We start from the raw sequence: 20,689 nt of genomic DNA, 5'->3' as shown, positions 1-20,689 counted from the left end.
GTGAAAAATTTCTTTCAGGAATTGTTACGACGAAAAGATTCCTAGAGGGAGAACCCGAGGGCGCGCATCATTTCGCGACCGTCATCAGTGATCTTCTCAGGCCCCCATGGTGGCATCCATACCCAGTTGATGCGGAACGCATCCACAACGTTATCCAGTGCCTGTGCAGTCTGCTCTTCAATGACATCGGTCAAGGGGCAACCAGCACTGGTCAAGGTCATGTGAATGATCAGTGCATCATTCTCGTCATCCCACTTGAGGTCATAGATGAGCCCCAGGTCAACAATGTTGATACCCAGTTCGGGGTCCATGACCTCTTTGAGCGCATCAATGCACTCGTTATAGCGGTCGTCAGAGAGCTCAGAAGACATTGTTAGGCAATCTCGAGGTAACGGTCGTAGCCCTCAGACTCGAGACGGTCTGCAAGCTCAGGACCGCCCTCTTCAGCAACCTTGCCGTTGACGAAAACGTGCACGAATTCAGGCTTGATGTAGCGAAGAATGCGGGTGTAGTGCGTAATCAACAGCACACCCATGTCAGAGTTCGCCTTCGCACGGTTAACACCCTCAGAAACGATCTTGAGAGCGTCTACGTCGAGACCAGAGTCGGTCTCATCAAGCACTGCAAACTTGGGCTTGAGCAGTTCGAGCTGAAGAATCTCGTGACGCTTCTTCTCACCACCGGAGAAGCCTTCGTTGACGTTGCGCTCAGCAAAGCTGGAATCCATCTTGAGGTTCGCCATAGATTCGCGAACATCCTTGATCCAGTTACGCAGCGAAGGTGCTTCACCATCGATTGCGGTCTTGGCAGTGCGCAGGAAGTTCGTGACCGTCACACCGGGGATCTCCACGGGGTACTGCATAGCTAGGAACAGACCTGCCTTGGCACGCTCGTCTACGCTCATCTCGAGTACGTCAACGCCGTCGAGGGTGATGGAGCCACTGTCTACGGTGTACTTGGGGTGACCTGCGATTGTGTAGGCCAGAGTCGACTTACCCGAACCGTTGGGGCCCATGATGGCGTGGGTTTCACCCGAGTTGATCTCAAGGTTGACGCCGCGCAGAATCTGCTTGGTGCCCTGGTCGGTCTCGACGCTGACGTGCAGGTCGGTGATCTTCAGAGTTGACATGGCTTAGATCTCTTTCGTGACGGTGGGGTCAATGAAAATCTCGCCGTCGATAACCTCGACGACAAAAACGGGGACGGGTTCGTAGGCAGGCAAGGTCAGTGGCTTACCTGTGGTCAGTTCAAACTTGGAGCCGTGCGCCCAGCACTCGAGGGTGTCGTCTTCAACGAAACCCTCAGAGAGGGAAATATCTCCGTGAGTGCAGGTGTCACCAATGGCGTGGATATCTCCGGCAGCATCCAAAACGAGTGCCACGGGAATTCCTCCCACAACAACCTTCTTGGCCTGGTTGAGCACGAGCTCACTTGCAGCGCACACCTTCTCAGCAGCCATTACTTCACTCCAGCTTCGATCTCGGCATTGAGGGAAGCCTCAATGCGTTCAGCGAGGGCTGGAACGCCCAACTGCTGAACAACTTCGTTCAAGAATCCACGAACAACGAGGCGACGTGCTTCTTCTTCACTGATGCCACGGGCCTGCAGGTAGAAGAGCTGCTCGTCATCGAAACGACCGGTTGCCGAAGCGTGACCAGCACCGGCAATGTCACCTGTTTCGATTTCGAGGTTAGGAATCGAATCTGCGCGGGTTCCCTCGGTGAGCATCAAGTTTCGGTTCTGCTCATACGAGTCAGTTCCAGTTGCCTTGTTGCCAATAAGCACGTCACCGATCCAGACGGTGCGAGCACCCTTGCCCTGCAGCGCACCCTTGTAGGTGACTCGGCTCTTGGACTGTGGTGCGTCGTGGTTGACATACACCTGCTGTTCGATGTGCTGGTGTGCGTCTGCGAAGTAGACACCGAGCATGTTGACGGAAGATCCATCTTCAGCCAGAACGGTGGAGGGGTTCACGCGGATAACTTCACCGGTGAGCGAGACAACGTTGTGCTGGAGGGACGCGTTACGTCCCACGCGAGAAAAGTGGCTGGCCAGGTGCAGTGCGTCATCGTTCCATTCCTGGACTGAGATGACGTTGAGATCAGCTTCAGCGCCGACAAGAATTTCGACGTTTTCAACCAAACGAGCATCGCCATTGTTCTGCAGAACAACTGTTCCCTTGGAGAACGGTGCCGCCTCAATCACAATGTGTGCAGCGCGGTGGGTGGTTCCGAGTGCGTCACGAGTGATGGTGATCTCGGAGACATCTTCAGACGCAATCGAAACGAGAAGAACTTCGGCAGCCGCAGCCCAGGCATTTGCAGATGCCTTGTCTTCGGGAAGACCGGCAGAGCCCACACGTGGGTCGCTGACAGGAATCCAGGACAGGCTCACACCTGCAGCAACAGTTGCGGTGTAGTCAAAACGAGAACCATCGAGCTCACCAGCAATGAGCTCCTGCAGCTTGGCTACAGGGGTGAACTTCCAGTCGAGTTCACGACCGGTAACGGCCTCAAAATCGGCAGGATTAGTCGATTTCGGGCGCGCAGAACGAACTTGTACGGGAACAGTCACTTAGCCCACGGATCCTTCCATGCCGATTTCAATCAGCTTGTTGAGCTCGAGTGCATATTCCATGGGAAGTTCACGAGAGATGGGTTCAATGAATCCACGAACAATCATGGCCATTGCTTCGTCTTCAGCCATACCGCGGCTCATCAAATAGAAGAGCTGGTCTTCACTGACCTTCGAGACGGTTGCCTCGTGGCCGAGCTGAACGTCATCCACACGGATGTCGATAGCTGGGTATGTGTCAGAGCGAGACTGAGTGTCGACCAAGAGCGCATCACAGCGCACCGTGTTGGCAGAGTTGTGCGCATTGGCATCAATACGGATTTCACCACGGTAACCGGCACGACCACCACCACGAGCAATCGACTTGGAGACGATCGAGCTCTGCGTGTGAGGAGCCATGTGGATCATCTTGGCGCCGGCGTCCTGGTGCTGACCGGGACCAGCGAAGGCGATGGAAAGGGTTTCACCCTTTGCGCCTTCACCGACCAGGTAGACCGAGGGGTACTTCATGGTGACCTTGGAACCGAGGTTTCCGTCAATCCACTCCATGGTGGCGCCTTCATGCGCAATCGCACGCTTGGTCACCAGGTTGTAGACGTTGTTGGACCAGTTCTGGATGGTGGTGTAACGAACGCGGGCGTTCTTCTTCACGATGATTTCGACCACAGCAGAGTGCAGAGAGTCACTCTTGTAGATCGGTGCAGTACAACCTTCGATGTAGTGCACGTAGCTTCCCTCGTCAGCGATGATGAGGGTGCGCTCGAACTGACCCATGTTCTCCGTGTTGATACGGAAGTAAGCCTGAAGAGGAATCTCGACGTGCACACCTGGTGGCACGTAAACGAAGGATCCACCCGACCACACTGCCGTGTTGAGAGCGGCGAACTTGTTGTCTCCCGAGGGGATCACGGTGCCGAAGTATTCTTCGAAGAATTCAGGGTGCTCTTTCAGAGCAGTGTCGGTGTCCATGAAGATGACGCCCTGGCGCTCGAGCTCTTCGTTGATCTGGTGGTAGACCACTTCAGATTCATACTGTGCTGCCACACCAGCAACGAGGCGCTGGCGCTCTGCTTCAGGAATACCTAACTTCTCGTAGGTGTCCTTGATTTCGTCGGGGAGGTCTTCCCAGGTTTGTGCCTGACGTTCCGTTGAACGGACAAAGTACTTGATGTTGTCAAAGTGAATTCCGGAGAGGTCGGCACCCCAGTTGGGCATGGGTTTACGACCAAAGATCTCGTATGCCTTCAGGCGCATCTTGAGCATCCACTCGGGCTCATTCTTCAGGCCAGAGATGTCGGCAACGACCTCTGCGCTGATACCTCGGCGAGCGCTAGCTCCGGCTGCATCTTTGTCGTGCCAGCCGAATTCATACTGCCCAATGCCCTCAAGTTCGGGCCGGTCGATCAGGATGTCTGACATGGCACTCTTCCTTACGAATCTAGACTGAGAAGAGAACGCACGAACTGTCGCGAAAACCGCGGCAATCTCGCATGTTCTCGCCCTCGAGATATCGGCTTACGCACGATCACATTGAACTCACTTAGCCTAGCCTTACTTCACTAGCAATAACAGGGTTAATGAGTTCTTCCTCAGCGAACAACAACTAATCATCGAAGGAATATTCCCCATCGTGAGCACTCTTGTGAATTGGTTCCCCACCACCGTTGATCGCAAGGTCCGGATTGCGGCCTGGACAACCTTCGTTGTGCAGATCCTCATTGTGGTCACCGGTGGCGCCGTTCGCCTCACCGCGAGCGGTCTTGGTTGCCCCACCTGGCCTACCTGCACGGAAGACTCTCTGGTGAACACCCCCGAGATGGGTATTCACGGCATTATCGAGTTCGGTAACCGCTTACTCACCTTCCTTCTGGTCATTGTGGCGATTGTGACCTTTGCTCTCGTCTTCCGTATGCGTAAGAACCGCAGGGACTTCTTCTGGTTGACCCTGCTGATTGGTCTCGGTATCCCTGCACAGGCGGTTATTGGTGGCATCTCAGTCTTGATGCAGCTCAACCCCTACGTTGTGGGCCTGCACTTCATCGTCTCGATCGTGATGATTGTGCTTTCTACAGTGCTGGTCTTCCATGTCTATAACGGGAATGCTCCACGAACCTGGATTGTCTCCCCTACTGCGTGGTCGCTGCCCCGCATTGTGTGGTTAGCTGCTGTGTTCCAGATCGTGACCATCATCTTGGGCATTCTCACTACTGGTTCTGGCCCTCACGCCGGAGACGCGGATGCGCCACGTAACGGCCTTGATGGCGGCATTCTGCAATCGCTCCACTCTTACCCTGCGTATGTGGCTGTGGGATTGACGGTGCTGGCCATTGTGATGTCCTCACGTGCACACCAGCTTGCTGAGCGCAATGCCTTGCTGATGCTTCTGGCGGTCAACGTGGCCCAGATTGTGGTGGGCATCATTCAATCCCGCACTGGACTCCCTCCGCTTCTGGTGGGAATCCACATGCTGCTGGCCTGCTTAGTTGCTGCTGCAACGACTTCAGCGCTGCTCAACCTGCGTAAGCCGGTCAAGTAGTCGTTTAAGACGCCAGCGCTGTCTTTCTGACTTGCTCGAGTGCTGAAACGAGCGCACTTACCTGTGCACCGTCAAAGATCCCCTCAGGGCCACTTGGGGCGTAATCAGTGAATGGCGCTTCATAGAGCAAAGATGCAGGCACAACACCCCTGGCGGTTAGCTGTTCGATCAGCAAATTGACGAAAGCTAACTGATTTCCCGTCAGTGTTGACCCAGTAGTGAACTCACTCAAGGCATCGCTTGCAGCGTCACGGTCCAAACCGAGCACAGACCTAATCAACAGGCCCAGCCCTTCGGTTTCTTGAGCTGCTTCATGAATATCAACCGGAGCGAACCCACCTGTTGTTACCAAAATTGACTCGAGTTGTTCCAGGTCGAGGTCTGTGAGTTGTCGACCCATGCGAACCTTGTGAAGAACCGCTTGGTTTTCGTGTTCCCTGAGGAATGCGAAGAGCTTTTCACGGAAACGAACTTTGTCTACGCCTGGAGTCGCAATGATGATGTCAACCGGCTCGAGTTCCCCGAGGGTATCCACGAAAGATGTATAAACAATCGGCTTCTTGGAATAGTCAATGAGATATACCAAACCACGAAGTCTGATTCTCATCAGTTCCAACATGGAGACAGTAACTCCGTCCCACCATTCATCACTTGAGATCGACTCAATAAGCACGAGTTGCTTTGCAATTATTGGGATTGTGGGCTGTTCCGAGAGGGCTAGTGCAATTGCCTGAATTCTGTTCTTGATGCTTTCGAGAGCCACTGGATTGGTGAGAACTCCTAATTGCGCCTGTAACGCCATCAAATCGAAACGCTTGGCTTCCTCGTCACTGTCTGCAGCCAAAACGCTGGAGGGAAGCGCTGAGAGGTGTTCAGCTGCATCAGCGAGGTCTTCAGAAGTCAATGAGAGCCAGATTTGTGGATCTGTAAAGCGCTCTACGTATTTACGTTTTGCACGAACAAGGAAATTAGCTTCAGTCATGCCCGAAACTACCGAGTGCAGATAAGTCGCGATTTCTCCGCGAATCTGCTTATCCTCATCAGAGCTGTCGTTCAGAGAATCAAGCGCACCAATCAGTGCAGCTCGTGATTTGAAAAGTCTTTGGTTCAGAGGCTCAGAAGAAGTGCCTTCCAACGCCGGAAGATCCTGATTGAAGTACTCGATGTTCCCGCACACATCAAAAATGACAAAGTCTTTTTTGTTCTCATCGGGACCGTACAAGTCAGGTCGTAAGCGGGTTCCGCGGCCGACCATCTGCCAATACTTTGTTTTGGAGAAGACTGGTTTGAAGAACACAAGGTTTACTACATCTGGAACATCGACTCCGGTATCCAGCATGTCAACCGAAATCGCTATTTGTGGCAGTTTTTGGGTTTGAGAAAACTCATCCAGAGTGTTTTGTGCATACGGGGTCTTGTAGGTGATGACTCTAGCGAAATGACCCGCATATTCCGGGTAATTTGCATTGAATCGCTCTTCGATAAATGTCGCATGAGCATTGTTTTTAGCGAAAACAATGGTCTTTCCCAGCTTGTCACCTGCTGAAACACGACGTCCTTCGTTCATGAGGACTTCAAGGACTTTATCTACGGTGTCGGTGTTGAATAACCACTTATTGACGGCTGCTGCGTCAATTTCGTCCGGCCGGCCTTCATCTCCCCAGTCAAGAAGATCCCATTGCTCTTTTTCATCTTCACTGAGCTCATCGTATGAAATACCACGCGTAGGAAAAGCTAGCTTGATAGGTCGAGCTACTGGAGGAACAAGATAACCCTCAAGGATGGCTTCTCCTAGGTCATAGGAGTCGGTTGGGACTCCGTCTTGCAGGTTGAATAACCCGTAAGTGTTGTGATCTACCTCGTCCTTGGGTGTAGCCGTGAGGCCAACAAGGAACGAATCAAAGTAGTTGAAGATTTCACCGAATTTTTGATACACAGATCGGTGAGCTTCATCAATGATGATGAGGTCAAAGTAACCAGGACCAAAGCGCCCAACATCATCGCCACCCTGATCAATCAGATTCATCATTGTCGCGTAGGTGGAGACGTAGACACGACCGTCTGTGTCTTTATCAGTAACCAGGTTTACAGGCGCAGAATCAGGCAAGAATTGGGCGAAAGCGGTCGTTGCCTGGTTTACTAGCGCCACACGGTCGGCTAGAAACAAAACCCGCTTGACCCAATTCGCTTGCTGAAGAAGCTTTACAAGGGAAATCACGGTTCTGGTCTTGCCACTTCCCGTGGCCATTACAAGCAGAGCTCGACGCTCATGGCGAGACTCAAAGCTTTCCGCAACCTTACGAATTGCGCGCTCTTGATAGTGACGGCCAGTGATGTTCTTATCAATGGTCAGACTTGAAAGAGCTATCTTGGAAGTGCGACGCTGAATATTGAGGTTGAGTTCTTCTTTAGTGAAGAAACCAGAAACTCTACGGGCGGGGTAATTCTTGTCATCCCAGAACCACGTGTCATACCCGTTGGTATAGAAAATCAATGGGCGCTGACCATACATAGCCTCAAGGCTGTTGGCATACAGAAGGGCCTGGTTTTGCCCCACGCGAGCATCAACAGTTGTTTTCTTGGCTTCAACCACAGCAAGTGGCAAACCGTCGTCGCCCCACAGCACGTAATCCACGAAACCAATGCCTTGATTATTTGGCATTCCCGTGACTTCGAATTCTCGATCTCGCGGAGAATCTAAGAGCCAACCAGCATCATGCAAATCGAGATCGATGTACTTAGATCGAGTTTCTGCCTCGTTGTAATCATGTGTATCCGGAACAACAGCATTAGCTGCCTTAGCTGCAGCCACTTCTGCACGCAGTTTAGTTAGTTCATCCTCAAGTGAAGCATTGGCACTTAGTGCTTTCTTGAGCTCCTCGTCTTTGGCTTCAAGATCCGCAGCGACTGCTTGAAGTTGCGCAAGTGTCCTTGCCGCAACCCCGGGCTGTGGTTTCGGAACTAGTGCAAGATCAAAAGCAACTTCAGGGCGCTGTTCAGGGGTTGGCGCATAATGCACGCCCAACCAAAAAAGGACGTGAAAAAGTTCTTTCACTACCGTCAGGCTTTCGTTGCTAGAAAGGGATCCAGCGTGATGAACAGCACGGTTTCCTTCCTTGCGAATGAAGTTCATTTTCATGAACATCCCCTGGCCAACAAGGTTCTTGAAAGTTGGTTCGTGCAGCAAGCTCGAAAGTTCATCGTTGTAAGGACGAACTAGAGATCCATCGGCGTCATAGAGCCAACGGAGAGTGAATTCCAGAGCTCGGCGTGCGTAGAACATGGAAGAGCGAGGGTCGCCATAAGTTGCATGTTCTGAACGTTTGGCTTCCTCAGCAATTAATGGCCAAACACTAGAAACAAAACCAAAGTTACTCATGTACACCTCCCCCTACAACTTCAAAAATAGCTACAACTCACCGCAAAATGCCCGTTCCTGGAGAGCGGCGTAAAATTCATTCCATACTTCTAGATGGTTCAACAACAACTGTTTCGCAGAAATTGTTGTTTTAATTCTGTTTTCAAATACCTTTTGAACCTCAATTGGAGGCAAAGTGATAGTCAATTTATTCAATTTGGCTAGGTAGACCCCCGCCTGAGTTGATGTATTTGTGGCTCTCATCAGTTGATTTTGAAACTCTTGAGAGGCAAAGGAGCTGTTCAGAAAGAGCGAATTTACCAATCCCAACCTTGGCCTTAATATGGCAACACTTCGTTGAAGAACAAAATCGAAATTTGATTCTAAAACTGCCGAACGTCCAACTGTCCCAACAATTGTAAGAAGAACATCTCCTTCACGGGGCAAAACCCTTTTTTGGAAAGTTGCTAGTTCTTCAGCATTAGTGAATCGATCTGTTTTTGAACTAAAGATGCCATTTTTTACATTTTGGGCGCTAAGTACTGGAACCCCCGCATGAGTTCTGACAGGGGAACTATGTGTTCCATCTGTTATCGTTTCGCAAATTTCAATTAGAGGTACTTCTGGGAATTTTGATGAAGAAACTCCAGAAACTAGCTCCTCATATATTGATCTCTCAAGATCTTCCAATAATGAAAGTTTTTTCAGGATAACTTTTCTAATCTCGAGAGCATCAAAAAGAATTCCTGAAAGCCGATTTTGTTCCTCAATTGAAGGGAGAGGAATTGAAAACTCTCCAAGTACTTTTGAGCTTATTCGGGGCAAATTAGCACCCGTGGCACGTGAAGCTGCAAGCTCAACGATTTGTGGTGTTTGTAGCCAGAGTGCAAGCCAGACTCTGTCCAAGCCATTCTTTGGTCTTAGAGGCAAAATATCTGTACTGCAAATTCCGGAAACTGAGGGTAAAGCAATTTTTCCGAGATTTGGCCTAAGTTTTCCAAAAAGTACATGTCTTTCATCGAAAGCAAACTTCGAACTCTTAAGATCCCCCGCTGATACCACGGTTTCTTGGTTTAAGGTTCCTCCCCTAGATATGTGTTCTAGGCCGACATAAACGGAACCAGACTTTATGTTCGAGGATGAAACTTGTTTGGAATCAATCTCAACGACTTCTCGGAGAAGTACAGTGTCAAAGGTCATGAGTTGTCTAACTCTTGTTCAATATTTTGAATTAATGAAAGAAACTTTGAATCTAATTCTGAAAGTTCCATAAGTATTTCTTTCGTGTCACGATGTAACACTTTTTTGTTTTCAGATACTTTGTATCGATTAATTGAAAGATCGTAGTCCTGCTTAACGATTTGTTCTTTGGAAACCATAAAGGACTGTTCGACAGGAAGGCGTGATTGCTCTAATTCAGGGGACGTCGAAAGCGATTTCCAACGCTCTAATAAATCTGGAAAATTGTTATTTTCGTGCGACTCCTCAAGCTTGGTACGTTTATCATCAAGGGAAAAGCCGTCTGCTTGAACGTCATAGAACCAAACCATGTCTGTTCCACCTGAGCTGGTCTTCGTGAAGAATAAAATAGCAGTCGAGACGCCTGTATATGGTTTAAACGCTCCCGATGGAAGTTTGACTACTGCATCCAATTTATGTTCTTCTACCAGCATTTTGCGCAATTGTTTGTGAGCGTTGCTGGAGCCAAAGAGAACTCCATCCGGCACAATAATTGCTGCACGCCCACCGTTTTTGAGAAGCCTCACAATGTGCGCTACGAAGAGAAGTTCTGTCTTCTTTGTTTTGACCATCTGAAGAAGTTCTTTCGAAGTTGCTTCGAAGTCGAGGCTTCCCGCAAATGGCGGGTTGGCAAGTACAAGTGAGTACTGCTTGTCTTGCGGATGTGTCTCACCCAATGAATCAGCACGTTCCATGGTTGGGTTCTCGATACCGTGCAGCAACAGGTTCATACTTCCGATACGTGCCATTGCTGCATCCGAATCAAAACCAGTAAACATGTCTGTGTTGTAATGCTCACGCAGTTTGGGGTCTGTCCAGATTTCGGGGTGATGGTCATGGAGATACTCCCCCGCCATCATGAGGAATCCACCTGTGCCTACTGCAGGGTCAATGATTGTGTCTGACGGGGTTGGAGCCACCATGTCGACCATGAGTTTGATTATGTGGCGAGAAGTGCGGAACTGACCGTTCGTACCTGAAGTTGCGAGCTTCGAAAGCATGTATTCGTAGATGTCACCTTTGGTGTCACGATCAGCCATAGGTATTTCATTGAGAAGATCAACAACCTTGATGAGCAGGTTCGCCGTGGGGATGGTGAACCTGGCATCTTTCATGTTGCGGGCATAGCTTGAGCCCTCTTCGCCAAGTTGACGAAGGAACGGGAAGACATGGTCATCGATGACCGCGTACATCTCATCTGGACCAAAGTTGGTGAAAACCGACCAACGGAGGTCGTTATATGAGCGAGGAGTGCGACCTGAGTGATCTAATCCTTCAGGGAAAACAGGGTTTTCTAGAGGCTTTCCTGTTGTGTTTGCCTTGTTGACGGCCAGGGTGTGGAGCTCGTCCAAGCGGCGAATAAAGAGTAGATAAGTAATTTGCTCAATTACTTCAACTGGATTGGCCATTCCACCTGACCAGAATGCATTCCAGACTTTGTCTACCTGTGCTTTTAGTTCCCCTGTAACCATGCCATTACGTTACTGGCGGGTAGGGACATTCAAGCCGGAGACTCTCTGCCATCTAGAGACTTTCTGGTGACCAGCCAGACTTCTCGAAATACTTTCTCAATCTGAAAATGATTTCTTCCGAACTAAGACTCTCGTCATCCACCCACCTGTTTCGCGCCATTTTGACTAAAGCATCTCTGGCGCGGTCAATATCAGCATCGATTGAATAAGCAATGAATTCCGGAAGATCCTGTGCGTCAAGCCAAGGAAATTCCCTCACTTCATTTCGAAGGTTTTTGTCAGAGGTAAGTAGCAGCTCAGCTTTGGCAAGCAACGCAGCAGCAATAACGTGACGATCTTTGTCGTTGATCATGCCGTCATAAATTCCAAGCGCACCTCTAGGTACTGCCGTTTTTGCTTCAGGGAAGGCATTCTCCATATGCCAGAAGAGGGCATCTTTGTCATCTTCGCTCATCGAATCTGGAAGATTTCTTCGAACCTCGATTAACACCTCTTCACTCCACAAAGGTTCAAAAATCCTTACCTCTGCGAGCGAAAGTAAAACGTCTCTAATCCGACCGGGGATTAGGACATTTGCGTCAAGAAATACCCGAAAGACCATTTAGAACTCGTCACCTGCGTAGAGACCAGCTTTCTTTGAAATCTTTGAAATCTCGTCCAAGCTTTTCGCCCTTGCAACACGAGCCGCATTTCCGTATTCGATTGCATCTTGCAATCGAATACGTCGATGAGTTCCCCTGTATTCAAAAGGTATATCTCCACGGTCTACGAGCTGGGTTACGTAATTACGGGAAATACCAAGAAGTTCACCGACCTGAGACGTTGTGAGCATTTCGTCTACTGAACCTATGAGCACGGATTGTCCTTTCGAGAGTCGCGAAAGTAAGTCGAGTACTGCTTGTGCGACGTTGGTTGGCACTTCAATCGAATTACCGTCGAGAACAAGTGTGTGAGTAATTTCCGTTTCTAGAGTTGATCGCTCAAGAAAATGTTGAAGATTCGCTCGTTCTGCCCCTTGTGGAGGAGTTACAGCTTTCTCATCAAGCAAGCTCATGGTGTTTCCCTTCTTCGAGTTAGTAGATTATGACTTAAACGCAATAAACGCAACTAATTCTCGAGATGAAATGCAAAAAAGCGCCTGATGGTTCAGGCGCAAGACACAGAAAAGAATTCTAGAAAGGCAGCAAGGCGTCAATGGCCACCGCGAGGAAAATCAGCGACAGATAGCCATTGGAGAAGTGGAACAAGCGCATGGGCTTGGGGTCTTCGTGGTGCAGTGCGCGTGAGTAAAGCAGGTGGCTTTCCACCACAAACCACACGCCTGCCACCGTGGCGATAGCGGTGTAGGTCCACCCCATGTGACCGATAGGAACCAGCAGCAGTGTTGCTGCGAAGGTTGCCCAGGCGTACAGCACGATCTGGAGTCCCACTGTGACGCGTCCGCGCACCACGGTGAGCATGGGCACGTTGGCGTTCTTGTAGTCCTCGCGGTATCGCCAGGACAGGGGCCAGTAGTGCGGTGGTGTCCACAAGAAGATGATGAGGAACAACACCACCGGGGTCCAGGTCAGTGAACCGGTTACCGCAGCCCAGCCAATCAGTACGGGGAAACCACCTGCGGCTCCACCCCAGACGATGTTCTGCGGGGTGCGGCGCTTCAAGACCAGGCTGTACACAATCACGTAGAACGCAATAGCTGAGACAGACAGTGACGCCGCCAACACATTGGTAAACAGCAGGAACCACACAGTTGAGATGATCGCGAGCGCCCAGGCAAACACAATCGCTTCACGGTCAGAAATTTCACCAGTTACCAGTGGGCGTCCCTTGGTGCGGTTCATCAGACGGTCAATATCGCGGTCGATGTAGCAGTTGAAGGTTCCCGCAGAACCAGCGCTCATCATGCCGCCGAGAAGAACAACAAGGACTAACCACAGGTTGGGGATGCCTTCTTGGGCCAAAAACATGGTGGGAATGGTCACTGCCAGCAGCAGTTCCATCACACGGGGCTTGGTCAGCGAGACATACGCGGCAACTTTGCGCTTAAAACCGACCTTGGACACCGCTGTGGTGCCAGATTCGGAAGCGTTCATGAGTCCTCAAGAGTGGAGTGCGCGAGAGCCTCAAGTCTACGGGAGGTAATGGTTCGACATCTGGCACGTTCCCCGTCGGCGTAAGCCGGTAACTGCCTATACTTATAAGAGCCGTTATTCGGCGTGCATGGCTGTTATTTCCAGCCATCGTAATTTTCTCTCCCTCACCTCCACACGGAAAAACGGAAGGCCGATATTCACATGGCGCAGCTCGACTGGTCCGAACTAGACAACAAGGCAGTTGACACCGCGCGTGTTCTCGCCGCAGACGCAGTCGAGAAGGTGGGTAACGGTCACCCCGGAACCGCAATGAGCCTCGCTCCTGCTGCGTATCTGTTGTGGAACAAGGTCATGCGCCGCGACCCACTGGACGACCAGTGGATTGGCCGCGACCGCTTCATTCTTTCTGTGGGCCACTCGTCGCTCACTCAGTACGTTCAGCTCTACCTGAACGGCTACGGACTCGAACTCGAAGACCTCAAGGCTCTGCGTACCTGGGGGTCACTCACTCCCGGTCACCCTGAGTATGGCCACACCAAGGGTGTTGAAATCACCACTGGTCCTCTCGGACAGGGCCTGGCTTCGGCTGTTGGTTTTGCTTACGCATCTCGCTTCGAGCGCGGTCTGTTTGACCCCAACGCAGCTGCAGGCAAGAGCCCCTTCGATCACTTCGTCTATGTCATTGCGGGTGACGGCGACCTGCAAGAAGGTGTCACTGCCGAGGCATCCTCGCTTGCTGGCCATCAGCAGCTGGGTAACCTCATCGCGATCTATGACTCCAACCAGATCTCGATCGAAGATGACACCACCATTGCGTTCACCGAAGATGTAGCTAAGCGTTACGAGTCCTACGACTGGCACGTCCAGACGGTGGATTGGAAGAAGACCGGTGTTTACGTTGAAGACGTCGCTGCTCTGAACGACGCCATTGAGGCAGCAAAGGCTGTCACCGACAAGCCTTCGCTCATCATCCTCAAGACCATCATTGGGTGGCCTTCGCCTAAGAAGCAGAACACCGGCAAGATCCACGGTTCTGCACTCGGTGCAGAAGAGCTCAAGGGCCTCAAGGAAGTTCTTGGATTTGATCCAGAACAGAGCTTCCAGGTAGCCGACGAGGTTATCGAACACACCCGTAAAGCAGTAGCGAAGGGTGCTGCTGAACGCGCTGAATGGCAAAAGAGCTTCGATGCTTGGGCTGCAGCAAACCCTGAGAACAAGAAGCTTCTTGACCGCCTCGAAGCTGGTCAGCTTCCTGAAGGTGTTGAAGCTGCACTTCCTGTCTTCGAAGGTGGCACCGAGGTCTCTACCCGTGCCGCATCTGGCAAGGTGCTCAACGCTCTCGGCCCCGTGATTCCAGAACTCTGGGGTGGATCTGCTGACCTCGCTGAGTCCAACAACACCACTCTGGAGGGTGCCAAATCCTTCGTTCCGGCTCAGTGGTCAACCCACGAGTGGACTGGCGACAACTACGGTCGCGTCCTGCACTTCGGTATTCGCGAGCACGCCATGGGCGCCATCCTGAACGGTATTGCCCTGCACGGCAAGACCCGCGCCTACGGTGGAACCTTCCTCATCTTCAGCGACTACATGCGCCCTGCTGTGCGTCTGGCCGCACTCATGAAGGTGCCTTCGATCTTCGTCTGGACTCACGACTCAGTGGCCCTCGGTGAAGACGGCCCCACTCACCAGCCCATCGAACAGCTCGCAACCTTGCGCGCCATTCCTGAGCTGGATGTAGTTCGTCCTGCTGACGCGAACGAAGTTGCCTACGCCTGGAAGACCATCCTCGAGCGTCGCAACGGACCTGCAGGAATTGCTCTGACTCGTCAGAACATTCCAGTTTTCACCCGCGGAGAGGGCGTTGCTACCGGCGATACCTTCGCTCACGCTCGTGAAACCGCGAAGGGTGCCTACACTCTCGTTGACGCCGCTAACGGCAAGCCAGATGTGATCTTCATCGCAACTGGTTCTGAAGTTCAGCTCGCTGTGGCAGCTCGTGAACAGCTCGCAGGAGAAGGTATCCACGCCCGCGTGGTCTCGGTTCCTTGCCTCGAGTGGTTCTATGAGCAGCCTGCGGCATACCAGGAGAGCGTTCTTCCTGCCACAGTGAAGGCTCGTGTTTCTATCGAAGCTGGTCTGTCGCTGACCTGGGACAAGATCGTCGGCTCCACTGGTCGCAGCGTTTCCATCGAACACTTCGGTGCATCGGCTGACTACAAGACCTTGTTCACCAAGTTCGGTATCACCACCGATGCTGCTGTCGCCGCTGCGAAAGAATCCCTCGCAGCTCAGTAACACTTCACACGGGGTGTGAGGAATAACTTTTCACACCCCGTGTTACAACTTCATACCTGATCCGCTCCACCACATTCCCTAGGAGAATCAACGTTCATGTCGAACACCCCCACCGCACAATTGTCCGCAGCCGGCGTCAGCATCTGGCTCGATGACCTCTCACGTGAACGCATCACCTCGGGAAACCTTCAGGCACTCATTGCTGAAAAGAACGTCGTTGGTGTGACCACCAACCCCACCATCTTCGCGGGTGCTCTCACCAACGGTGAGAGCTATGCAGCACAGGTCAAGAAGCTCGCAGCTGCTGGTGCAGATGCAGAAGCAGCCGTGTTCGACATCACCACCGATGACGTTGCAGATGCCTGCGACATCTTCCGTGGCGTCTTCGACGCAACTCAGGGCGTAGACGGCCGCGTATCCATCGAGGTCTCCCCCACCCTTGCTCACGATGCTCCTGGCACCGTGGAAGAAGCAAAGCGCCTGTGGGCCAAGGTCAACAAGCCCAACGCTCTGATCAAGATTCCTGCAACCCTGGCTGGCCTCGACGCCATCACCGAAGTCATTGGTGCAGGCATCTCGGTCAACGTGACCCTCATCTTCTCGCTCGACCGCTATGAAGCCGTCATCAACGCTTACCTTGCAGGACTCGAAAAGGCTCAGGCCAACGGCCACGACCTTTCTCAGATTCACTCAGTAGGTTCTTTCTTCGTTTCTCGCGTGGACTCCGAGGTCGACAACCGCCTCAACGCCATTGGCACCCCTGAGGCACTGGCTCTCAAGTCAAAGGCAGGTCTGGCTAACGCTCGTCTGGCCTATGAACTCTTCGAGGACATGTTCGACACTGAGCGTGCTGCAGCACTGCTGGCTAACGGTGCTAACGTGCAGCGTCCCCTCTGGGCCTCCACCGGAGTCAAGGACCCCAGCCTCCCCGACACTCTCTACGTCACCGAGCTGGTTGCTGCTGGCATTGTGAACACCATGCCTGAAAAGACTCTGGATGCCACCTACGACCACGGTGTGGTCACTGGTGACACCATCACCCCCAACTACGCAGATTCCAAGGCTGTCTTCGCAGCTCTGGCAGCTGTGGGCGTGGACTTCCAGGACGTGACCAACGTCCTCGAGTCTGAGGGTGTTTCCAAGTTCATCATCTCGTGGGGAGAACTCCTCGAGACCGTCAACACCGCTTTGGCTGGAGCTTAAATGTCATTCCGCATCAAGGTTTCTGGAGCAGCTGAAGCAGCTGTTGAGACACACGTTCCTCAACTGGTTGCTGACCTCGTAGCTTCCAGCATCACTGCTCAGGACCCCGCGCTCTGGGGCAAGGCAGCTGAAGCTGAATCAGCTATTCGTCTGGGCTGGACCGAGTCTGTCTCGATCTCTCGTCCCCTCGTACCTGAGATTGAGGCTCTGCGTGACGAGCTGCGAGCCAAGGGTGTCAACCACATCGTCTTGGGTGGCATGGGTGGTTCTTCACTAGCCCCCGAGGTCATCACCGCAACCATGCAGGCAGAGCTCACTGTGCTGGACTCCACTGAGCCTGGACAGATCAAGGCAGCTATCACCGACCGCCTGGAGACCACCGCAGTCGTGATCTCCAGCAAGTCCGGTGGCACTGTCGAAACTGACAGCCAAAAGCGCATCTATGAAGCAGCCTTTGCCGCTGTGGGCATTGACCCACTCGAGCGCATCATTGTTGTTACCGACCCCGGTTCTCCTCTGGATAAGTCAGCACGTGAAGCCGGATACCGCGTCTTCAACGCCGACCCCAACGTGGGCGGACGCTTCTCTGCACTCACTGCATTCGGTTTGGTTCCTTCCGGTCTTGCCGGTGTGGATCTCAACGAACTGCTTAACGAAGCAGAGGCCATCTCGATTGACCTCGCTGTTGATCAGCCTGAGAACCCCGGTTTGATCTTGGGTGCAGCAATTGCAGGAACCTCTCCCCTCAAGAACAAGCTGGCGCTTGTGACCGATGGCACTCACCTGGTTGGTTTCCCAGATTGGGCTGAACAGCTCATTGCTGAGTCCACCGGTAAGGAAGGCACAGGAATTCTTCCCGTCGTTCTGGACGTTGTCTCCCCCGAACTTTCTGCAGGTTATGCAGATGTTCAGGTGCTGCGCCTTGTCGATGATGCACACGAGTTCCACCTGCTTAACCGTGACAAGCACGAAGGTGAAATCCTCGTCTCGGGCACCCTAGGTGCCATGTTCATGGTGTTTGAGTATGCAACCGCTGTTGCAGGCCGCCTGCTGGGCATCAACCCCTTCGACCAGCCAGATGTGGAGTCGGCAAAGATTGCTGCTCGCGCACTGCTGGATAACCGTCCTGCACCTACCGAGCCTCTGTTCACCGACAAGGGCATTGAAGTGCGTGCTCACGGTGACCTGGGAGATGCCAAAACAGTCCGCGAGGCAATCACTGCTGTTTTGGAACAGCTTCCTGCAGATGGTTATGTTTCGGTTCAGGCCTACGTTGACCGTGCAAACTACCCTCAGCTTCACGGTGTGCGCGACCTCGTTGCTGCTCGTGCGGGTCGCCCCGTCACCTTCGGGTGGGGACCACGCTTCCTGCACTCCACTGGCCAGTTCCACAAGGGCGGGCCCGCAGTGGGTGTCTTCATCCAGATTCTCCAGGCCCCAGACGGTGACGTTGTCATCCCTGAGCGCCCCTTCAGCTTTGGTCAGCTCATTGCTGCTCAGGCTGCTGGTGATGCAAACGTTCTGGCCGACCACGGTCGTCCCGTACTGACCCTCACCCTGACTAACCCCAACACTGAACTCGAACACCTGTTCGCAGCCTTCAACTAAAGGACGTTCATGTCACCTGTTGACATCACTCCGGAGAACAACCCTCTCCGCGTTGCCGAAGACCGTCGACTCAACCGCATCGCTGGACCTTGTGGTCTGGTGCTGTTTGGTGTGACCGGTGACTTGGCTCGTAAAAAGCTCATGCCCGCGGTCTATGACCTCGCTAACCGTGGTCTTCTTCCTCCTGGCTTCGCACTCGTGGGCTTTGCTCGCCGCGACTGGGAAGACCAAGACTTCGCACAGGTCGTGCACGACTCGGTCAAGCAGTATGCCCGCACCGAATTCCGCGAGGAAGTCTGGGAGCAGCTAGCTAAAGGCATTCGCTTCGTTCAGGGTGAATTCAACGACGACGCCGCATTTGATCGTCTGAAGAAGACAATTGCAGAACTGGACGAAAAGCGCGGCACTATGGGCAACCATGCGTTCTATCTCTCCGTTCCTCCCCGCTCCTTCCCTGAGGTTGTCTCTCAGCTCAAGCGTGCAGGCCTGGCGGAAGAAGTTGAGGGCCAGTGGCGCCGCGTGGTCATTGAGAAGCCTTTTGGTAGTGACCTCAAGACTGCTCGTGAACTGAATAAAGTAGTTGAATCTGTCTTCCCTGCGGACTCGATCTTCCGCATTGACCACTACCTCGGCAAAGAAACCGTTCAGAACATCTTGGCGCTGCGCTTTGCAAACCAGCTGTTTGAACCTTTGTGGAACGCTGAGCACGTGGACCACGTCCAGATCACCATGGCTGAAGACATTGGTGTGGGCGGTCGTGCTGGCTACTACGACGGCATCGGTGCTGCGCGTGACGTTATACAGAACCACTTGCTCCAGCTTTTGGCACTCACCGCCATGGAAGAGCCCATCTCCTTCGACGCAGAAGATTTGCGTGCGGAGAAGGAAAAGGTTCTTGCCGCTGTTCGCTTGCCCGAAAACCTGGGCGAAGCAACCGCTCGTGGCCAATATGCCAGTGGCTGGCAGGGTGGCGAAGAGGTAGTTGGCTTCTTGGACGAAGAGGGCATGAACCCTCAGTCCGTCACCGAAACCTATGCAGCCATGCGCCTCGACATTGGAACCCGCCGCTGGGCCGGAGTTCCGTTCTATCTGCGTGCGGGTAAGCGTTTGGGTCGTCGCGTGACCGAAATTGCTGTCGTATTCAAGCGAGCTCCTCAATACCTGTTTGCTGACCACCAGACTTCTGCACTTGGTCAGAACGCACTGGTTATCCGCGTTCAGCCGGATGAAGGTGTCACGATTCGTTTCGGATCTAAGGTTCCAGGTGCTGGTATGCAGGTGCGCGATGTGACCATGGACTTCGGTTATGGCCACGCCTTCACCGAAGCCAGCCCTGAAGCCTATGAACGTCTCATCTTGGACGTTCTGCTCGGCGATCCACCCCTGTTCCCCCGCCACGAAGAGGTGGAACTGAGCTGGAAGATCCTCGACCCCATCGAAGAATTCTGGGAAACCCAAGGACAGCCTGAGCAATACGCTCCAGGAACCTGGGGACCTGCCTCTGCCGATGCCCTCATGGCCCGTGACGGCCGCGTTTGGAGACGACCATGATTCTCGAACTCCCCGACACCACCACCGCGAAGGTTGCCAAGGAACTGGTCAACCTCCGCGAAGAAGGCGGCGCTGTTGCACTTGGTCGCGTGCTCACCCTGCTCATCTCCACCACTCTCGGTGAAGAAGAAGAGGCTATTGCCGCTGCGAACGAGGCATCTCGCGAACACCCCATGCGCGTGATTGTGCTTTCGGTTATTGAACCAGAACACTCCATCTCGAACCGTCTCGACGCGGAAGTCCGCGTCGGCGGTGACGCAGGTGCCAGTGAAGTTATTGTGCTGCGCGCCTATGGCCAGGTTGGCTCGGACGAGCAGGGTCTTGTGACCGGTCTCCTACTGCCTGACACCCCTGTGGTGGCATGGTGGCCCGGCGCTGCTCCTGAGAAGGTGTCGGAGTCTCCACTGGGCAAGATTGCGCAATGCCGCATCACCGATGCTGCATCTCAGGCAGACCCCATCGAGGCTCTTTCAGATCTGTCCAAGACCTATGCACCTGGTGATGCTGACTTTGCCTGGACTCGTCTGACACTCTGGCGCACACAGCTCGCTGCTGTGCTCGACCAGCCACCCTACGAGCCCATCACCGAAGCACATGTCACTTCAACCCCTGACTTCCCCTCGGCCAAGATGTTGGCTGCCTGGTTGCAGCTTCAGCTAGGTGTCCCCGTCTCCTGCGATCTCACTCACACAGGCTTGAGTTGGGGCGGTATTCACGGCGTTCGTTTGGTTCGCTCTTCCGGTGATATTGAGTTGACCCG

General features: G+C 53.0%; 17 protein-coding genes. 6 read left to right on the top strand and 11 right to left on the bottom strand.

Annotated features, from left to right (window positions below; genetic code table 11):
• Positions 1-41: 41 nt before the first annotated feature.
• Genes RR877_RS04020 through sufB form a run of 5 tightly spaced genes read right to left on the bottom strand, consistent with a single transcriptional unit; the run spans position 42 to position 3,993 of the window.
• On the bottom strand, positions 42-371 hold the full coding sequence (locus tag RR877_RS04020; RefSeq protein WP_332550832.1) for a metal-sulfur cluster assembly factor: 330 nt from the start codon (positions 369-371) through the stop codon (positions 42-44).
• 2 nt (positions 372-373) lie between these two features.
• Positions 374-1,129: a Fe-S cluster assembly ATPase SufC gene (gene sufC / locus RR877_RS04015; protein ID WP_110233147.1), complete on the bottom strand. Its 756-nt coding sequence runs from the start codon at positions 1,127-1,129 to the stop codon at positions 374-376.
• A gap of 3 nt (positions 1,130-1,132) precedes the next feature.
• Positions 1,133-1,459 (bottom strand): non-heme iron oxygenase ferredoxin subunit, encoded by a 327-nt coding sequence (locus RR877_RS04010; RefSeq protein WP_277495360.1) that lies wholly within the window; start codon positions 1,457-1,459, stop codon positions 1,133-1,135.
• A complete protein-coding gene (gene sufD / locus RR877_RS04005; RefSeq protein WP_332550833.1) occupies positions 1,459-2,574 on the bottom strand; it encodes a Fe-S cluster assembly protein SufD in 1,116 nt (371 codons plus the stop codon). The genes RR877_RS04010 and sufD overlap by 1 nt, the downstream gene beginning before the upstream one ends.
• A complete protein-coding gene (gene sufB, locus RR877_RS04000) occupies positions 2,575-3,993 on the bottom strand; it encodes a Fe-S cluster assembly protein SufB (RefSeq protein ID WP_110233144.1) in 1,419 nt (472 codons plus the stop codon).
• A 211-nt stretch (positions 3,994-4,204) separates the two neighbouring features.
• Between sufB and RR877_RS03995 the strand changes: the two genes are divergently transcribed.
• Positions 4,205-5,110: a COX15/CtaA family protein gene (locus RR877_RS03995; RefSeq protein WP_332550834.1), complete on the top strand. Its 906-nt coding sequence runs from the start codon at positions 4,205-4,207 to the stop codon at positions 5,108-5,110.
• Positions 5,111-5,114: 4 nt separating this feature from the next.
• On the opposite strand, the gene RR877_RS03990 is transcribed toward RR877_RS03995, so the two are convergent.
• From RR877_RS03990 to RR877_RS03965, 6 genes are all read right to left on the bottom strand, one after another.
• Positions 5,115-8,489, bottom strand: coding sequence for a DEAD/DEAH box helicase family protein (locus RR877_RS03990; protein WP_332550835.1), 3,375 nt, complete (start codon positions 8,487-8,489; stop codon positions 5,115-5,117).
• A 30-nt stretch (positions 8,490-8,519) separates the two neighbouring features.
• Positions 8,520-9,668 carry a restriction endonuclease subunit S gene (locus tag RR877_RS03985; RefSeq protein ID WP_332550836.1) on the bottom strand — a complete coding sequence of 383 codons (1,149 nt, stop codon included), beginning with the start codon at positions 9,666-9,668 and terminating at the stop codon, positions 8,520-8,522.
• Positions 9,665-11,179, bottom strand: coding sequence for a class I SAM-dependent DNA methyltransferase (locus tag RR877_RS03980; RefSeq protein ID WP_280796024.1), 1,515 nt, complete (start codon positions 11,177-11,179; stop codon positions 9,665-9,667). Before RR877_RS03980 ends, RR877_RS03985 begins: the two co-directional genes overlap by 4 nt.
• Positions 11,180-11,231: 52 nt before the next feature.
• Positions 11,232-11,780: a PIN domain-containing protein gene (locus RR877_RS03975; RefSeq protein WP_280796025.1), complete on the bottom strand. Its 549-nt coding sequence runs from the start codon at positions 11,778-11,780 to the stop codon at positions 11,232-11,234.
• Positions 11,781-12,098, bottom strand: a complete 318-nt coding sequence (locus RR877_RS03970; RefSeq protein ID WP_332627733.1) for a helix-turn-helix domain-containing protein — start codon at positions 12,096-12,098, stop codon at positions 11,781-11,783. It abuts the gene before it with no gap.
• Between the two features lie 253 nt (positions 12,099-12,351).
• Positions 12,352-13,272 carry a heme o synthase gene (locus RR877_RS03965; protein WP_280796026.1) on the bottom strand — a complete coding sequence of 307 codons (921 nt, stop codon included), beginning with the start codon at positions 13,270-13,272 and terminating at the stop codon, positions 12,352-12,354.
• A 201-nt stretch (positions 13,273-13,473) separates the two neighbouring features.
• Between RR877_RS03965 and tkt the strand changes: the two genes are divergently transcribed.
• From tkt to RR877_RS03940, 5 genes are all read left to right on the top strand, one after another.
• Positions 13,474-15,567: a transketolase gene (gene tkt, locus RR877_RS03960; protein ID WP_332627731.1), complete on the top strand. Its 2,094-nt coding sequence runs from the start codon at positions 13,474-13,476 to the stop codon at positions 15,565-15,567.
• A 96-nt stretch (positions 15,568-15,663) separates the two neighbouring features.
• The gene (gene tal / locus RR877_RS03955) at positions 15,664-16,770 is read left to right on the top strand and encodes a transaldolase (RefSeq protein ID WP_332551430.1); all 1,107 of its coding nucleotides are present in this window, start codon (positions 15,664-15,666) and stop codon (positions 16,768-16,770) included.
• A complete protein-coding gene (locus tag RR877_RS03950) occupies positions 16,771-18,378 on the top strand; it encodes a glucose-6-phosphate isomerase (RefSeq protein WP_110233139.1) in 1,608 nt (535 codons plus the stop codon).
• Positions 18,379-18,387: 9 nt separating this feature from the next.
• Positions 18,388-19,929: a glucose-6-phosphate dehydrogenase gene (gene zwf / locus RR877_RS03945; RefSeq protein WP_332551432.1), complete on the top strand. Its 1,542-nt coding sequence runs from the start codon at positions 18,388-18,390 to the stop codon at positions 19,927-19,929.
• Positions 19,926-20,689, top strand: a 764-nt coding sequence (locus tag RR877_RS03940; protein WP_332627730.1) for a glucose-6-phosphate dehydrogenase assembly protein OpcA, incomplete at its 3' end; no start/stop codon positions are given. The genes zwf and RR877_RS03940, both read left to right, overlap by 4 nt.

This window comes from Aurantimicrobium sp. (genome assembly GCF_036667855.1).
Classification (GTDB): Bacteria; Actinomycetota; Actinomycetes; order Actinomycetales; family Microbacteriaceae; genus Aurantimicrobium.
This window is presented reverse-complemented; position numbering and strand designations above follow the sequence as displayed.

Excerpts from the sequence above, each read along its gene's own strand:
- RR877_RS04020 (WP_332550832.1), bottom strand. The coding sequence starts at position 371 with ATGTCTTCTGAGCTCTCTGACGACCGCTATAACGAGTGCATTGATGCG.
- sufC (WP_110233147.1), bottom strand. The coding sequence starts at position 1,129 with ATGTCAACTCTGAAGATCACCGACCTGCACGTCAGCGTCGAGACCGAC.
- RR877_RS04010 (WP_277495360.1), bottom strand. The coding sequence starts at position 1,459 with ATGGCTGCTGAGAAGGTGTGCGCTGCAAGTGAGCTCGTGCTCAACCAG.
- sufB (WP_110233144.1), bottom strand. The coding sequence starts at position 3,993 with ATGTCAGACATCCTGATCGACCGGCCCGAACTTGAGGGCATTGGGCAG.
- RR877_RS03990 (WP_332550835.1), bottom strand. The coding sequence starts at position 8,489 with ATGAGTAACTTTGGTTTTGTTTCTAGTGTTTGGCCATTAATTGCTGAG.
- RR877_RS03985 (WP_332550836.1), bottom strand. The coding sequence starts at position 9,668 with ATGACCTTTGACACTGTACTTCTCCGAGAAGTCGTTGAGATTGATTCC.
- RR877_RS03980 (WP_280796024.1), bottom strand. The coding sequence starts at position 11,179 with ATGGTTACAGGGGAACTAAAAGCACAGGTAGACAAAGTCTGGAATGCA.
- RR877_RS03975 (WP_280796025.1), bottom strand. The coding sequence starts at position 11,780 with ATGGTCTTTCGGGTATTTCTTGACGCAAATGTCCTAATCCCCGGTCGG.
- RR877_RS03965 (WP_280796026.1), bottom strand. The coding sequence starts at position 13,272 with ATGAACGCTTCCGAATCTGGCACCACAGCGGTGTCCAAGGTCGGTTTT.
- tkt (WP_332627731.1), top strand. The coding sequence starts at position 13,474 with ATGGCGCAGCTCGACTGGTCCGAACTAGACAACAAGGCAGTTGACACC.
- tal (WP_332551430.1), top strand. The coding sequence starts at position 15,664 with ATGTCGAACACCCCCACCGCACAATTGTCCGCAGCCGGCGTCAGCATC.
- RR877_RS03950 (WP_110233139.1), top strand. The coding sequence starts at position 16,771 with ATGTCATTCCGCATCAAGGTTTCTGGAGCAGCTGAAGCAGCTGTTGAG.
- zwf (WP_332551432.1), top strand. The coding sequence starts at position 18,388 with ATGTCACCTGTTGACATCACTCCGGAGAACAACCCTCTCCGCGTTGCC.